Annotated in this window: 11 protein-coding genes; 5 read left to right on the top strand and 6 right to left on the bottom strand. The window is 71.6% G+C overall.

Features of this window, described 5'->3' with window-relative positions:
• Positions 1-25 precede the first annotated feature (25 nt).
• A complete protein-coding gene (locus ElP_RS05435; RefSeq protein WP_145267664.1) occupies positions 26-496 on the top strand; it encodes a hypothetical protein in 471 nt (156 codons plus the stop codon).
• 58 nt (positions 497-554) lie between these two features.
• Here ElP_RS05435 and ElP_RS05430 read toward each other — a convergent pair whose 3' ends face one another.
• Positions 555-983 (bottom strand): hypothetical protein, encoded by a 429-nt coding sequence (locus ElP_RS05430; RefSeq protein WP_145267663.1) that lies wholly within the window; start codon positions 981-983, stop codon positions 555-557.
• A 284-nt stretch (positions 984-1,267) separates the two neighbouring features.
• On the opposite strand from ElP_RS05430, the gene ElP_RS05425 reads away from it, so the two are divergent.
• From ElP_RS05425 to ElP_RS05415, 3 genes are all read left to right on the top strand, one after another.
• Positions 1,268-2,023 (top strand): 3-keto-disaccharide hydrolase, encoded by a 756-nt coding sequence (locus ElP_RS05425; protein WP_145267662.1) that lies wholly within the window; start codon positions 1,268-1,270, stop codon positions 2,021-2,023.
• A gap of 162 nt (positions 2,024-2,185) precedes the next feature.
• Positions 2,186-3,493 carry a homoserine dehydrogenase gene (locus ElP_RS05420; protein WP_145267661.1) on the top strand — a complete coding sequence of 436 codons (1,308 nt, stop codon included), beginning with the start codon at positions 2,186-2,188 and terminating at the stop codon, positions 3,491-3,493.
• Positions 3,494-3,767: 274 nt separating this feature from the next.
• The gene (locus tag ElP_RS05415) at positions 3,768-4,286 is read left to right on the top strand and encodes a 3-hydroxyacyl-ACP dehydratase FabZ family protein (RefSeq protein WP_145267660.1); all 519 of its coding nucleotides are present in this window, start codon (positions 3,768-3,770) and stop codon (positions 4,284-4,286) included.
• A 6-nt stretch (positions 4,287-4,292) separates the two neighbouring features.
• Here ElP_RS05415 and ElP_RS05410 read toward each other — a convergent pair whose 3' ends face one another.
• Together ElP_RS05410 and ElP_RS37655 are read right to left on the bottom strand one after the other, a co-directional pair.
• Positions 4,293-5,624, bottom strand: coding sequence for a CCA tRNA nucleotidyltransferase (locus ElP_RS05410; RefSeq protein WP_231749504.1), 1,332 nt, complete (start codon positions 5,622-5,624; stop codon positions 4,293-4,295).
• Between the two features lie 2 nt (positions 5,625-5,626).
• Positions 5,627-6,208, bottom strand: coding sequence for an RsmD family RNA methyltransferase (locus ElP_RS37655; RefSeq protein ID WP_197446733.1), 582 nt, complete (start codon positions 6,206-6,208; stop codon positions 5,627-5,629).
• A gap of 541 nt (positions 6,209-6,749) precedes the next feature.
• Here ElP_RS37655 and ElP_RS05400 point away from each other — a divergent pair.
• Positions 6,750-8,543: a peptidase MA family metallohydrolase gene (locus tag ElP_RS05400; protein ID WP_145267658.1), complete on the top strand. Its 1,794-nt coding sequence runs from the start codon at positions 6,750-6,752 to the stop codon at positions 8,541-8,543.
• Positions 8,544-8,667: 124 nt separating this feature from the next.
• Here the strand turns inward: ElP_RS05400 and ElP_RS05395 are convergent, their stop codons facing one another.
• From ElP_RS05395 to ElP_RS39350, 3 genes are read right to left on the bottom strand one after another with little or no spacing between them, the layout of a single operon-like run.
• Complete coding sequence (locus ElP_RS05395; RefSeq protein ID WP_145267657.1) at positions 8,668-9,498, bottom strand: inositol monophosphatase family protein; 831 nt, start codon at positions 9,496-9,498, stop codon at positions 8,668-8,670.
• The gene (locus ElP_RS05390) at positions 9,485-12,994 is read right to left on the bottom strand and encodes a UvrD-helicase domain-containing protein (RefSeq protein WP_145267656.1); all 3,510 of its coding nucleotides are present in this window, start codon (positions 12,992-12,994) and stop codon (positions 9,485-9,487) included. The genes ElP_RS05395 and ElP_RS05390 overlap by 14 nt, the downstream gene beginning before the upstream one ends.
• Complete coding sequence (locus tag ElP_RS39350; protein ID WP_231749803.1) at positions 12,994-14,022, bottom strand: PD-(D/E)XK nuclease family protein; 1,029 nt, start codon at positions 14,020-14,022, stop codon at positions 12,994-12,996. The genes ElP_RS05390 and ElP_RS39350 overlap by 1 nt, the downstream gene beginning before the upstream one ends.
• Between the last annotated feature and the right edge of the window lie 1,148 nt (positions 14,023-15,170).

Genomic DNA, 15,170 nt, shown 5'->3' with positions numbered 1-15,170 from the left:
CAAGGATGGGAAGGAGCCGGTCCCGATGCCGATCGCCGCACGCCCCCGGATGCTCGCCGCCCTGCTCGCCCTGCTCGTCCCGACCGCCACGGTCCGTGCCGACGACCCAACGCCGAAGCCCGACCCGGTCGCGGTGAAGAACACGGTCAAGCTGGATCTGCAGATTTCCGGCGTCGCCCCGGGATGGAAGGTCCAGGTCAAGCCGGCCCACCCCGGCAGCCGGTTCACGCCGGTCGTCCGGGAGGTGCACGAAGGTCAGGGCGGTCCCGTCCAGCTGGACGAGATCAGCCTCGAGGCCCGCAGCCTGAGTTCCGACCGCGATTGCGCCCTCGCCATCGTTTTGATCGATCCCGAGGGCGAGCCCCAGACGTTCAAGCGGAGCGTCCGTCTCCTCCCGCAACCCGATGAGGAGACGGTCCCCGAGTTGTCCAAGACCTTCTACCTGCGGACCAGCACGGTGGCCAAGAAGGACCGGCCCGACCCGGGTTCGAATTGATCGGGGAGGACCCTCGGCCGTCGGGCGGGCCCGGCCTCGCCCGGCGGTCCCCCGGACGCTACTCCTCGATCGATTCCCCGTCGGCCTCCGCGCCGACATAGAAGGGGAAGAATTCCTGGCCGGCGAAATAGTCCGACATGGCACGCCGGACGGACTTCAGCTGCTCGAGGAAGTGGGCGTACTCCCGGACCAGCCGGCGGCGACGCTCCTCGGGGAGCTGTAGGATGTCGTTGTAATAGCGGTCGCCGGTCGCCGGATCCCGGAAACTCCAGAGGCGCTTGACCTTCAGGCCGGTTTCCTCGTCCTCGTAGGTGAGCTGCCGGGCGTACTGCCGGGCCTTCATCTTCTTGGCGAAGGCGATCAGCTCGGCCTCGGTCTCGAACCCGCCGTGGCGGTCGATCCACTCGACGATCGTCTCGGTCCGGATCTTCGGCCCGTCTTCTTCGCAGAGTTCCTTGAGGCTCGCGATGATCTCGGCCGGTCCCATCGACGCCTCCCTCCGATCCGACGTGGCGTTGTCGCGGGCGAATGGTCGCGGTCCGCGACGATCTGGCAATATCCCCAAGTTTACATCCTCAAGCTCATCGTGTCGATGGACTTCCGTACAAGCCGGCGCCTGTCCAGTCGTCGCGACCGGCATGATCGCCAGGGATTCACCCGCCGCCGGCCGATTGACGACGCGGGGGTCGCCCGCTAGCGTGACCCTTCCCGGGGCCGAATGAGACGATCGCGGCCCGAGACCGAGACGCCCCCCATCCGAGGATCGAACCGATGACGCTCCGCACCGCACCGACCGCCCTCCTGGCATGCCTGGCCCTCGTCGCCGGGCCGGCGGCCTCGGCCCAGGACGAGGGCTGGACCTGGCTGTTCAAGGACGGCAGCCTCGACCAGTGGGCCATCCCCGAGGGGGACAACGGCCACTGGAAGGTGGAGACCGTCGACGGCGGCCCGGTCATCGACTACGACGCCAGGAGCGAGGCCTCGGGCGACAAGAACCTCGTCACCAGGGAGGAGTTCGGGAATTTCGTGCTGGAGTTCGAGTGGCGGATCAAGGAGACCCCGTTCACCAACCCGAACGTCCCGTACGTGCTGCCCGACGGCACCCACGCCCGGGGGGTGGACGGCGAGCCCCTGAAGCTCGCGCTGCCGGACAGCGATTCGGGGGTCTACGTGCGCGGATCGAGCAAGAGCCAGGTGAACATCTGGTGCTGGCCGATCGGCTCCGGGGAGGTGTACGGCTATCGGATGGACGCCTCGCTGCCGACCGAGGTCCGATCGGGGGTGACCCCCAGGACGCAGGCCGACAAGCCCGTGGGCGAGTGGAACGCCTTCCGGATCACGATGGAGGGGGACCGGCTGACCGTCGTCCTCAACGACGTGACCGTGATCGAGGACGCCCAGCTCCCCGGCATCCCCGAGCGGGGCAATCTCCAGTTGCAACACCACGGCGGCTATCGGGACGGCAAGTATACCGGCCCTCCCAGCCTCGTGCAGTTCCGGAACATCCGGATCAAACCGATGGACTGAGTCACCCTCGGGACGTCCGACGACCGGCGACGGGACCCGAGCCCAATGGGCCGCCGTTCGTCGGACGCGTCCCCGCCGGATCGGGGCGTCCGCGGACAATTGTATTGTATTGAGCGAAGCCGTCCCGCCCGGCTTCCCGTTCGTCGCTGCCACGGAGGATCGATGCAACCCGTCGCCATCGGCCTGCTCGGCCTGGGGACCGTCGGGGCCGAGGTGGCCCGCCTGGTCATGGATCGGGAGGGGGCGTTCGCCCGCAGGGTCGGTCGCTGGGTGGTCCTGCGAAAGGTGGCCGTCCGCGACCCGCACAAGGGCCGGTCCCTCGACCTCCCGATCGACCGGCTCTCGACCGACCCGGTCGAGGTGGCCGGGGCCCCCGAGGTCGACGTCGTCGTCGAGCTGATGGGCGGCATCGAGCCGGCGCGGACGGCCGTGCTCGCGGCCCTGAGGGCGGGCAAGGACGTGGTGACGGCCAACAAGGCGCTGCTGGCCGAGCACGGGGCCGAGATCTTCGACGCCGCCCGGCGATCGGGCCGGGCGGTCGCCTTCGAGGGGGCCGTCGGCGGCGGCATCCCGATCATCCAGTCGCTGGGCGTCGGCCTGGCGGGCAATCGGTTCCGTTTCCTGGCGGCGATCCTCAATGGGACCTGCAACTTCATCCTCTCGAACATGACCCGATCGGGCCTGTCCTACGACGAGGCGCTTCGGCAGGCCCAGTCGCTCGGCTACGCCGAGGCCGACCCGGCGCTCGACGTGGACGGGACCGACACGGCCCACAAGCTCGCCATCCTGGTCCAGCTCGCCTTCGGTGCCTCCGTGACGACCGCCCTGATCCCGAGGCAGGGGATCGACACCCTGCAATCGGCCGACATCCAGTACGCCGCCGAGCTGGGATACACGGTCAAGCTGCTCGCGGTGGCCAGGGACCACGGCGAGGCGGGGCTGGAATTGCGGGTCGCCCCCCGGCTCGTCCGTCGGGGGTCGCCGCTGGCCGAGGTCACGGGGCCCGACAACGCGATCCGGACCGTGGGCGAGCCGGTCGGGGCGACCCTGATCTCCGGCCAAGGTGCCGGAGCGGGGCCGACGGCCTCGGCGGTGATTGGAGATCTCATCGACGTCATCGTCGGCCGGGCCGCGCTGACGGCCCGGTCGCTGGACCTCTGGCCCGGAGGGGCCCCGGAGCCCAGGCTCTGTTCCCCCCGGGACGTCCGGAGGCGATCCTACCTGCGGTTCTCGATCGCGGACCGCCCGGGGGTGCTCGGGTCGATCGCCCAGGTGCTCGGCCGTCATGGGGTCAGCATCGCCAGCGTCATCCAGCATGACCCCGGCGAGGACGACCAACCCGACGCCCCCGTCCCCCTGGTGATGATGACCCACCTCGCCTCCGAGGCCGACCTCGACGCCGCGATGGAGGCCATCGACCGCCTGCTCGTCGTCTCACCGCCGAGCGTCCGGCTGGGCGTCGAGGACTGACCGGGGTGCGGGGATCGGCCCCGGATCGATTGGGCGGCCGGGGGCCGAGGCCCTCCGAGCGCGTGACCCCGCCGGGGTCCGAATGGGCCCGGGGGGCCGGCGGTACGCCCCGGGAAATGACTTGTTTGCCGCCGGGGTGGTCGTCATCATACGATGGTCAACCGCCCCCGAGGGGGGGACCAGACACGGATGCCGAGCCGACCGGGCCGGAGGACCTCGCCGGTGCCCCGCCTTCCCGAGGTCGCGAGGCGGCTCCCGGAGGGGACCGAGCGTCATGCCACCCGTCGCAATCATTCCGCCCAGCGAGATCGACCTGGAGCGAATCGTCGCCGATCAGGAGCAGATCCGGCGCTTCAATCCCCAGCGATTCGAGATGGAGCAGCTCTCGGCGATCGTCCACGTCGACACCGATGAACACCTGATCGTCGGCTACAAGGACCTGGACGAGAACGAGTTCTGGACCAGGGGGCACATCCCCGGCTACCCCCTGATGCCTGGCGTCCTGATCTGCGAGGTGGCCGCGCAGCTTTGCAGCTACTACTGCCAGGCCGTCCGACTCGTCCCCGACGGATTCCTCGGCTTCGGCGGACTCGAGGACGTCCGGTTCCGTGGCCCGGTCCGCCCCGGAGACCGCCTGGTCATCGTCGGGAAGGCCCAGCGGCTCCACCGCCGCCAGACTGTCTTCGACACCCAGGGGTTCGTCGACCGCTCGATGGTGTACCATGGGCGGATCATCGGCGTGCCGATCGTCGCCCCCGGCCGGGTCGCGGCGGGCGGGCGGGAGGACGGGTAAGCGGCCTCAGGCCTGGGGCGGGATCCCCGGGGCGGACTGCCGCAAGACCCATGCGATCGCCTGGTCGCGGTCGGCGATCTTGCCCTCGAGCTGGGCGTCGTACGCCCGATCGAGCCACGCCTTGAACGCCGGCCCCGGGGGCAAACCGATCTGCTTCAGCTCCTTGCCGGTGAGCAGGGGATCGGGCCGGATCGGGCCGTCGGGCTCGTCCCGGAGATATCGCTCGCAGTCATCGACGTGATCGGCCGGATCCCCGGCCGCCACCGCATCCGCCCTGTGGAGCGTCAAGAGGTCCCCGATCCCCGGCTCGGCCAGGAGCCGCTTCAGCCGTGCGGTCGGCAAAGACCCCGGCTCCCTCAGGTCCCGGTGGCGACGAACGAGCCAGGAGGCCCGTTCGCGCTCGGCGTTGGCCAGCTTCAGGCGATCGGCGACCCGATCGACCGCGTCGGGCTCACCGGGACCACCCGCCGCCGTGCCGGACTCGTGCAGCAAGGCCGCCAGGCCGAGCGGGAACGAGAGGTCGTGCGGCAGGGCGTCGAGCACCCCGAGGGTATGGTCCCAGAGGTCGTCTCCCGGTCGGGAGACCAGCCCGGCGGGCCGGCCGACCAGGGGGACCAGCTCGGGCAGGATCTCGGCGACGAGGCCGGCCTCCATCAGGACTCGCATCGCCGCCGCCCGGCTCGGGTGGGCGAGCATCTTCCGCAGTTCCTGGGCGATCCGCTCGGCGGCCACCACGGTGACCTGCGGTGCCATCGCCCCCAGGGCCCGACTCGTCTCGGCCTCGATCCGGAGGCCGAATCGGGAGGCGAATCGGACGGCCCGGACGAGTCGGAGCTTGTCCTCGGCGAACCGCGCGGCCGGGTCACCGATGGCGCGAAGCAGGCCGGCCTGGAGGTCAAGCCTCCCGCCGACGAAGTCGATCACGTCGCCCCGGATGGGGTCCAGGAACATGCCGTTGATCGTGAAATCGCGACGGGAGGCGTCCTCCTCGGGGCTGCTGTAGGCGACGGTCTCGGGCCGTCGGCCGTCGAGATAGGCGCCGTCGCTCCGGAAGGTGGCCACCTCCACCTCGCCGGCCGGCCGCGGGCCGAGGACCCGGACGACGCCGAAATTGATCCCCACCGGCACGGTGCGGCGGAACAGCTGCATGACCCGCTCGGGGGGGGCGTCGGTGGCGACGTCGTAGTCGCTCGGCTCCAGGCCGATCAGGAGATCCCGCACGCACCCGCCGGCCCAGAGCGCCCGGTGCCCGGACTCTTGCAGGCGTCGGACGACGTCGAGGGCGAACGATCGCCTGGGATCGTCGGTCGCCGAGGGTACCAGGTCGTTCTCCCCCACGATCAGGCCTCCCCGGCCGGGGCGTCGAGCGTCCGGATGGCGACGTGGGTCCCGCCGTAGCGCCGCAGATCCCACCGGTCGAGGTCGGGGAGCAGGTGAGGACCGGGCTCGACGCCCGCCTCGGCGACGATCGACGAGCCGACCGGCAGGCGGCCGACCAGGGAGTCGAACATCGCCCGGAGCTTGCCGGCCTGTTGCTCATAGTCCCGATACGGGGGGTCGATGAAGACGACCACCGCCCCGTCTTCGATCGGCAATTCGAGCTGGCTCGCCCAGGCATACGCGTTGGCGACGACCACCTCGCCGAGCCCCTCGAACCGCAAATGCGCCAGGTTCTTGCGGATCAGCGCGGCGTTCTGGCCCTTCTTCTCGACAAAGGTGGCCGAGGTCGCCCCCCTGCTCAACGCCTCGAGGCCGAGTGCCCCGGTGCCGGCGAACAGGTCGATCACCGGACGACCCTCGACCTCCGGCCCGATGATGTTGAAGATCGACTCGCGCACCATGTCGCTCGTCGGCCGGGTGCGATGCGAGCCGCCCGGCCCCTGGATCGTGTGCCCGCGCCGGATTCCGGCGATGATCCGCATCGTTCGCTGCCCCTCGGGAGTCGATCGCGTCGCCCCTCGGTCGCATCGGGGCGAGGACGAGCCATTATAGCAAGTCGAGGCGGGGATTCTCGGGGCGGGGTAGGCACGCCGCACGACGTCCCGGAGACGCCCTCCCGCCGGTCGAAATGCAGCACCCCGGGGATTCATCCCCGGTTCATCCTCCGCACGGTTCGCGGGTCGACCGGGCCGGTCGCGATCCGATCGCCCTCGGCGCCCGGTTCGGCTTGACCGATGCCGGGCCCGCGGACATACTCCGGGCCGGATTGCCCACAGGACGAGCACCGCACCGTGTCTGACCGTCGTTGCCCGGCGACGCGAGCGATGCCCCGACTCGGCGAGAACGACCCCAAGGACGCAGGGTCGACCCGACGCGACGGAACCCGGCCCCTCGGCCCGTCGACGCACCCTTGAGCCCACCTCCTCGACGATTCGACGCGATCGAGCGGCCGGACGAGCACGCCCCCCTCCGGGGCGGATCCGTCCGATACGGGTCGGCCATCTACCGAGGACACGGACCGTCATGCACCGGAGCCCCGCCTCGCCCGCGGCCCTGATGGTCGCGGCGTTGTTGACCCTTACCCACGTCGTTACCGAGGCCCGAGCCGACGACGCCTCGGACAATCTCCAGGCCGGCCGCGACGCCCTCGGACGGGGAGACGGGCCGGCCGCCGTCTCCCTGCTCGAATCGGCATTGCTGGCGGCCTCCGCGGGCGATCGGCCCGCCGTGCTGGGGGAACTCCGCCTCGCCTACCAGCGGGCCGCCTCCCAGGCCGAGGCGGCCGGCGACGCCCGACGCGCCCGGTCGTACCGGGAGAACCTGCAGATCATCGACCGGCCCCGCGGATCGGCCGGCGTGACGCCGGTCGGCGACGGGCCGACCCCTGCCCCCAAGGTGCCCACCCCGGCCGGCTCGCCGCCGACGGCCCCGCAAGGGCCGGATCCCCTGCCCGCGCCCTCACCTCCCGAGCCTCCTGCGCTCGACGCTCCGGCCTCGCCCCCCTCCGACCAGCCCCGCGAGGGCGACGACTCGACGGTCAGGCCCCCGACCGATGAGGCGGTCGCCCCGGCCTCGGACATCCCTGGCGGGACGGAGCCTCCAGGAGCGCCGGTCGTCCCGGCCCCGGCCCCGATCGAGGAACCGGAGTCGGCCGACCCACCGTCGTGGGCCGAGGTGCTCCGCGCCGCCGACTCCAAGTTTCTGGAGCAGGAATACGACGAGGCCGGCCGGATCTACGAAGGGCTGGCGGCGAGGGACCAGCTCCCCGAGGCCCATCGGCCGGTCTGGGCCTACTGCCGGTTCATCGCCGTGGCGAGGAAGATCAACTCCCAGCCGTCGAGCCCGGAGGAGTGGGCGAGCATCCACGCCGAGATCCGGGAGATCCGGGCCCTCACCCCCCCCGAGATCTGGTTCAGCGAATACCTCCGCCGATTGGCCGCCGAGCGATCCGGCGTCGCGGGAGCCAGGCCGAGCGGCTTCATCGTCCGGGGGCAGTCCGACTCGGAGGGACCCGCCGGGGTCATCGAGTCGGCCGCGGAAGTCGGCTCCTGGAAGGTGATGGAGACGGAGAACTTCCGGATCTTCCACGCCGATGCCGAGCTGGCCGACGGGATTGCCCGGAGTGCCGAGCGGTCGAGGACCGAGTTGCTGCGTTACTGGGACGGGTCCGAAGCGGACGCCCCGTGGTCGCCGCGATGCGACCTGTACGTCTACCCTGACGCGACGATCTTCACCCGCATGACCGGCCAGGAGGGGGACTCGCCGGGGTTCTCGACGATGGGGCTGAGCGGGGGCCGGGTGGTGGCCCGTCGCATCAATCTCCGGGCCGACCACGGCGACCTGGTCGAGTCGGTCGTGCCGCACGAGGTCGCTCACGTCGTGCTGGCCGACCTGTTCCCGACCCGCCAGATCCCCCGGTGGGCCGACGAGGGGATCGCCGTGCTCGCCGAACCGAACGGGGCCCAGGCAGGCCGCCTGGCGGTCCTGGATGGGCCGATCGCCTCGGGCAAGGTCTTCCTGACTGGCCAACTGATGACCGCCTCCATGCCCGACGGCCGCTACTGGGACCTCTTCATGGCCCAGAGCGCCTCGCTGGCCCGCTACCTGATCCAGCTCGATTCGCCGGGCAGGCTGGTGGCGTACCTCCGCGAAACCCACAACATCGGGGCCGAGGCCGCGTTGCGGAAGGTTTACGGATTCGAGGACTTCGACGACCTCCACGCCCGATGGCTCTCCCACTCCCGCCGTGAGGCGACCGCCTCCGCGTCCCCCGGGGGCATCGCGAGCCGATCCGGCGAGGCGGTACGGGTCCAGTAAGAAAGCGGAGCGGGAGGACCGCCGATCGCCGATGAGTCGGATCGAATCGAGACCCCGGCAGGGGGCGGAGCCGTACGAGGGGCGGGGGCGAGGCCCCCGACATCGATCAGGCCTCCGTCCTCGGTCATCGGCCCGATTCGTCCGGATTCAGGGTCCGGAGCACCTCGGCGTGCAGGGCCGGATCGCTGCTGGTCACGAGGCTCCGATTGAAGGCGATGCGGTCCCGGGAGCCGTCCAGCGAGGAGGCGACGCCGCCGGCCTCCTCGACGCAGGGGACCAGCGCGGCGATGTCCCAGGGGGCCATGACCGAGTCGAAGGCGACGTTCAGGCGACCCCGACAGACCAGCGCGAACTGGACGCAGTCGCCCACGAATCGGAACTTCTTGACCGATCGGATCAGGAGCCCGAGCCGGTAGGGGACATGGCCGGGGGCGCAGATGATGTCGCTGGAACGGGGGTTGGTCGTCGAGGCATAGGCCTGGGACAGCGGGGCGGGGTCGGCGACCCGGACTCGCTCCGCCGGTTCCCCGGGGGTCGGGCGCCACCAGCAGCCGAGGCCGGTCGCGGCGTAGGTCGTCTCGCCAATCGCGGGGAGCTGGATCACGCCGAGGACGGGCTCGTCTTCCTCCAGCAGGGCGATCAGGGTGCCGAAGGTCGGCAGGCCGAGCGCGAAGGCGGCGGTCCCGTCGATCGGGTCGAGCACCCATCGACGATGATTTCCCGGCCTCGAGGCCCGCTCGCCGAACTCCTCGCCGAGCACTCCGTCGTCGGGGCGTTCGCGTTCGAGTAGCTCGCGGATGATCTCCTCGGCGGCGCGGTCGGCGGCGGTGACCTCGGTGCCGTCGGCCTTCCACTCGACGGCACACCGGCGGAACTTGGGCAGGATCGCCTCGGCGGCGTGATCGGCGAGGCGGAGCGCGAGTTCCAGGTCGTCCTTGCGGTCAGGAGCGGTCATCGGGGTCCTCGGTGGGACGCGTCCCGGCCGACGGCCTTCGGGCGGGTCGGGATCGGGTTCGGGGGGGGGTGGGAGGGGTCTCGACGGGGATTGTACGGGAGACCCGGCGGACGTCGAGTGCCTGCTCGATCGGGCCCCCGCCGAGCGACACGAGCCAGGCCGCGCCGATCCTCCCCAGGCCCAGGCCCGGTGCGGCCCGGATCGAGAGCACGAGGCGGCGTTCCGAGACCCCGGAGGGCGACGCCGGGTGCTCCCAACTCACCAGCCGCCAGGTCTTCCCCTCGCGGAAGGCGAGGTCGAGCCGACCCCGGTGGACGACCCCGGCCGAATCTGGGCCGTCCCCTTCCCCGGTCACGGTCCACCGGATCTGGCCCCGGCGTTCCTCGGCCGACCCGACCCGACGGGCCAGGTCGCCGCCGAGCCAGGGGTCGATCAGATATCGGGCCGCCTCGACGACCCGGGGCGGTGAGGCCGGGATCGTGGCGCGGGCCGCGCGATCGATCGCGAGGGCGAGGTCGCTCGACCAGGCCGCGTCGGGGTCGCAGAGCACCGCGAGCACCAGGCGATGGACCCGAGCCGCAAACGGCGCGAGCCCGTCCTCCAGCTCATGCTCGATCCAGGTCGGCCTGGCGGGGGCCGGGACCCGGTCGGGCGAGGAGCCGGGGCGGGCGCGGCCGATCGCTCGGACGATCGAGAGCCGGTCGGCCCGCGGTCGGATCGGCCCCCCTCGGGGGGACTGCCGCTCGGGGGACCGGGCGATGACCGAGACCCTCGGCTCGGGCCAGCCGGCGGGGAGGGTCGCCTTGAGGCTCCCCGAGGCCAGGTCGAACCGGGCATGGATCCGCTCCATCGCCGGGGCGAGCGGCCGGTAGAATTTCTGGCCCGGCGGTTCCCGGCCGGGGGGGCCGAGCAGCATCGGCCGGTCCAGCCCGTTCGAGAGGATGAGCCGGCTGACCGCCCTCGTCGCCGCGACGTAGAAGAGGCGGTCCGCCTCGGCCCGCTCTTCCCGCTCCTCGGAGGCCCGGTGGAGCAGATCGCCGAGTCCTTTCGGGTCCTCCTCCGACCCGGGGTTCGTCGGTTCCTCGCCCGGCTCGGGGGCAATCCGGACGATCGGGCCGAAGCGGTCGTGGACGACGACCGACCTCGACGTCGGGGGGCTGCCCCGGTCGAGGTCCGGGACGATGACGATCGGGAATTCCAGGCCCTTAGCCCGGTGGATGGTCATCAGGCGGACGGCATCCCCCTGCTCGGTATTGGTGGCGGCCTGGTCCTCCCGGGCGAGCTGGCGGAGGTCGGCCCGGAGTCGGGCGACGAAGTCGGCCAGGGGATAGCCGCCCCGATCGTAGTCGCCGGCGAGCCGGACGACCTTGCGGACGTTGGCCCGCTTGCGGTCCCCCAGGGGTTCGGCCGCGATGGCCGCCTCGAAGCCGGATTCGTCGAGCACGCGATCCAGCAGCGTGGCGATCGGCGCCCGGTCCTTCAGGGCCCTCCAGCGCTCCAGCCGGTCCCGGGCTCGGATCGCCCGGCGGCGATCGCCGCGTGAGAGCTCCGGGACCGGGTCGGATCGGCGGAGATTCTGGAGCAGGTCCGACGGCCGGTCGTCCGGCCGGGCGTTGGCGAGCCAGTAGAGCCCCTCGTCGCTGAGGCCGAACACGGGGCTCCGCAGCGCCGCCGCGAGCGAGAGCGGGTCGAACGGATCCTCGATCGCCGCGAGCAGGTTGACCACGTCGAGCACTTCCTGCTGGGCGAAGAAGGCCGATCCGTCGACCGTGTGGTAATCCAGCCCCTCGTTCGCCAGGGCCTCCTCATACACCCCCACGGTGGTCAGCGCACGGAAGAGGATGGCGACGTCGGGGGGTGCCGCGTCGCGCCAGGCGCCGGATTTCGGATCCTGGATCGGCCAGCCCCGGTCCAGTCGATCGGCGATCAGTCGGGCGATCCAGCCGGCCTCGACGCGCCGATTGGAGGCCTTGGACCGGCCGGAGGACTCCGGTTCATACGCCCAGAGGAACTCGACGGCCGGCGGCCGATCCGGGTCGGTCGGCACGTCCCGCTCGGCGCGGAGGGCCTCGGACGGGTCGGCGTAGAGGTCGCCGAAGAGGGCGTTGACGAAGTCGATCACGCCCGGGACGCTGCGGAAGTTCCCGGTGAGCGACAGCCTCCCGCCGTCGAGCAGTCCGGACCGGAAGCGGTCGAAGATCTTCGGTTCGGCCCCCCGGAATCGGTAGATCGACTGCTTCGAGTCGCCGACCAGGAAGAGCCGGGCCGAGGAGGGGTCGTCGCCCGCGATCGCCTCGACGATGGCCCCTTGGACGGGGTCGGTGTCCTGGAACTCGTCGACGAGGAGCAGGGCGATCTCGCCCCGGAGGCCATCCAGCAGGCCGTCCCCCCCCTCCGACAGAAGGGACCGGGTGCGGCCGAGCAGGTCGTCGAAGTCGGCGAACTCCCTGCGACGCTTCAGGGCATCGACCTCCTCCAACGCCTCCCTCGCCAGCCGGGCGAAGCGGACGCCCAGCTCGGCCGAGCGCCGGGTCAACGCCTCGTCCCAGAGGAGGGCCTTCCGGGAGCGGTCGACCGCGTCCCGGATCTTCTTGTAATGATCGCGGACGGCGTTGTACACGTCGATCGACGGCCAGTGCCTGCCCGTCCCGCCCCCGGCGACGGCGGCGTGTTCCTTGATGGTCTCGAACGAGAGGTCGGGGTGTGGCGCCTCGGGGAGCAGCGGGATCTCGCAGAGGAGGACCGACCGCCGCTCGGCCCCGACGGGGTGCTCACACGGGTGGGCCTCGAGCAGTTCGAGCAGCGGCCCGGCGTCGTCGACGAACCGGCGGAGCACGGCCGGCCGGCCCTCCGAGTGCCAGGCATCGAGCCAGTGCGCCATCAAATCTTCCGGCCTCAGCTCGGCCCATCGGCCGGGCTCGGCGAGGGTCCGACCGAGCAGGAGCGACCGGAGCCCCTCCCGGACGGCATCCAGGCCCAGCTCGACGGCCAGCATGACGAGGTCTTCGTTCTCCCCGGCCAGCCAGCGGCGGAAGCAGGATCGCAGGGACTCGTCCCGGAGGGTCGGCGCGAGCGACTCCTCCAGCACGGCGAAATCGGGGGGCAGGCCGGCCTGGACGGCGAATCGCTTCAGCAGGTCGAGGCAGAAGCCGTGGAAGGTGCCGATCCGGCCCGCCTCCAGGCCCCTGAGGACGCGACGCCAGTAGGCGGCGTCGGCCCCGGTGGCCGAGGCGATCCGGCGTCGGCATTCCTTCCGGATGCGGTCGCGCATTTCCGAGGCGGCCTTCTCCGTAAAGGTCACGGCGACGATCCGGTCGAGCGGCGTCCGCCGCTCCAGCGCGAGCACGAACCGGTCGGTGAGGACCCGGGTTTTCCCGCATCCTGCGCCCGAGCTGAGCGCGACGCTGACGGTCGCCTCCAGGGCCCTCCGCTGTTCGTCCGTCGGCGGGGAGGGCGGGAGGCTCGTCGGGGGTTCGGGGGAACCCGGGGTGCTCATCAGAAATGCTCCTCGCCCTGCGAGGCGGGCTCGTCCATGCTCGGGGCCTCGGGCCAGTCCTTGCGGGCCTGGCGGACCTGGCGGAGCCGACAGACGGTGCGGTAGTCGCAGGTGCGGTCGCAGTCCGTCTCGGCGGGATGGACGGGCAGCATCCCGCCCCGGAGGCTGTCGACCAGTTCGAGCACGAAGGCGACGATCCGATCGGGGCCGGGCTTCCAGCCGTCCTTCGGGTAGAGGTCGCCGTCCCGGTACTCGGCCATCGTGACCAAGGGTGAGTAGCCCTTACCGCGCAGGGCCCAATAGCCGGCGTCGATCGCCCGGGGGTTCCGCTCGGCCGGGAGCGAGCGTTCGACCGCCATCGCGTAGAGGGGGAGCTGCAGGGCGAGTCCCTTGAACAGCTTGCCCCGAGAGGGGACCGATCCGGTCTTGTAGTCGATGACCCGGAAGAGCGTCCCGGACGGATGCTCGGCGACGTCGATCCGGTCGATCATCCCCTGGAGCCGGACCAGTCGCTCTCCCTCGCCGAGGATCAAGGCCGGGCTGGCGTCCTCGCCCTCGCCCCCGAACCGATACTCGAAGCCGAAGGGGACGAGGCCCGAGCCGTGGGCCTCGGCATAGCGTCGGAACTGATCCGCATAGGTCTTCCCGACCCGGACCATCCGCTCGGCTTCGATCGCCCTGAGGGCCCGGCCGACGTCCGAGGATGGCGTCGCCTCGCGGTCGATCTGGTCCCGGACGGCCCGTTCGATGGCGTCGGCGACCGCCTCGTCCAGCGAGACCTCCGGGGGGGGAGGGTCGTCCCGGAGGGTGAGGTGCAACGCCTCGAGCGCGGCGTGCATCCGGCTGCCGCCCGCGGTCCGGTCTTCCTCCAGCTCGTCCCGCTCCTCGATCGGATCGAGCCTCAGCACGTACCGGGCGAAGAACTGGAACGGGCAGAAGGCGAGCGATTCGAGCTGACTGGCGCTGAAGGCGTACGAGGGTCCGAAATCGGTCGCCAGGCGGGCGGCGATCCGGGGGTCCCGGAGCATGCCTTCGAAGCGGGAGATCGGCCGGCGGATTCGCCTCCAGGATGGCTGGCGGGACCGCCTCTCGTTGACCAGCAAGGCCTCGGCCGAATCACGCAGGGCGGCTCGATGCCCGGCGGCCCCGGCCAGGGAGGCGAGGTCGCTGAAGTCCTCGATCGCCGCCCGGGACATCGCCCGGACCCGATGTTCGAGGGGGGAAAGGGGCTTCGTCCGGCGGAGGGCGGGGTCGAGCGAGCGGTCGACGTGCACGACCTGGCCGGCGACGTCGGGATCGAGCAGGGCCTCCACCTCGACGAGGAAACCGGCGGCGAGCTGCTCGACCCCCTTCTCGTTCGCCGTCGGGTAGGAGAGGGTCAGGCTCCGTTCCGCGGAGCCGACGACCCGGAGGAATCGGGCCATCTCCCGTCCGAAGGGGGTGGTGGTCGACGAGGCGATCGGGGAGCCGTCGAAGGGAAGGCGGAGCTGACCGGGAGGGCGGGACGTGATCGTCGGCCGTTCGGGGAAGGCCCCCGGGCCCTCCTCGTCCCCCGGCTCGACATCCTCCTCGTCGGACTCCGACTCGTCGAGGGCCTGGTCATCCGGGTCGGCGGTGGGGCCGACGAAGGACCTGGCGGGGAAGCTGCCCTCGGCGAGGTTGGCGAGGAGGACGTGCCGGGCGATCGCGCCGGAGGCCTCATCGACGGTGGCCATCCGGATCGCGCCGACGATCCGGGAGTCGGGCGGGGGGAGTTCCCGGAGGATCGACTCGACCTCGTCGACGAATCGGGCCCAGGTCCAGGGTTCCTTGCCGAGGCCGACCCCTCCGACCACCAACGCGTGATCGTCGAGCGCGGCGAAGAGGTGGCCGAGGGCGTCCTCGGCGTCGGGGTCGAGGCCGAGGCCCGTCGCCAATCGGCCGAGCCGGTCGACCTGGGTCGACCAGGGGCCGGGCCGTGCGACCGACTCGATCAGCGCGGAGAGGCGGCGGTAGACCGGCTCGGCCAGGCCGGCGAGCCAGGACCGCCGCTGGCGGTGGCGTCGGAGGTAGTCCGGCTTGCCCTCGGAGTCGGGCTCCTGACGCTCGGTGGCGGCCATGCGGCCGAGTGCCTCGGCGATCGCCTCGCGTCCCCGGAAGACGCGGGACTCCCGGATCGCGGCGGCGGTGGCGGGCA

It is taken from the genome of Tautonia plasticadhaerens, assembly GCF_007752535.1.
Lineage (GTDB): Bacteria > Planctomycetota > Planctomycetia > Isosphaerales > Isosphaeraceae > Tautonia > Tautonia plasticadhaerens.
This window is presented reverse-complemented; position numbering and strand designations above follow the sequence as displayed.

Excerpts from the sequence above, each read along its gene's own strand:
- ElP_RS05425 (WP_145267662.1), top strand. The coding sequence starts at position 1,268 with ATGACGCTCCGCACCGCACCGACCGCCCTCCTGGCATGCCTGGCCCTC.
- ElP_RS05420 (WP_145267661.1), top strand. The coding sequence starts at position 2,186 with ATGCAACCCGTCGCCATCGGCCTGCTCGGCCTGGGGACCGTCGGGGCC.
- ElP_RS05400 (WP_145267658.1), top strand. The coding sequence starts at position 6,750 with ATGCACCGGAGCCCCGCCTCGCCCGCGGCCCTGATGGTCGCGGCGTTG.
- ElP_RS05430 (WP_145267663.1), bottom strand. The coding sequence starts at position 983 with ATGGGACCGGCCGAGATCATCGCGAGCCTCAAGGAACTCTGCGAAGAA.
- ElP_RS05435 (WP_145267664.1), top strand. The coding sequence starts at position 26 with ATGCCGATCGCCGCACGCCCCCGGATGCTCGCCGCCCTGCTCGCCCTG.
- ElP_RS37655 (WP_197446733.1), bottom strand. The coding sequence starts at position 6,208 with ATGCGGATCATCGCCGGAATCCGGCGCGGGCACACGATCCAGGGGCCG.
- ElP_RS05390 (WP_145267656.1), bottom strand. The coding sequence starts at position 12,994 with ATGAGCACCCCGGGTTCCCCCGAACCCCCGACGAGCCTCCCGCCCTCC.
- ElP_RS05415 (WP_145267660.1), top strand. The coding sequence starts at position 3,768 with ATGCCACCCGTCGCAATCATTCCGCCCAGCGAGATCGACCTGGAGCGA.
- ElP_RS39350 (WP_231749803.1), bottom strand. The coding sequence starts at position 14,022 with ATGCTCCGGGACCCCCGGATCGCCGCCCGCCTGGCGACCGATTTCGGA.
- ElP_RS05395 (WP_145267657.1), bottom strand. The coding sequence starts at position 9,498 with ATGACCGCTCCTGACCGCAAGGACGACCTGGAACTCGCGCTCCGCCTC.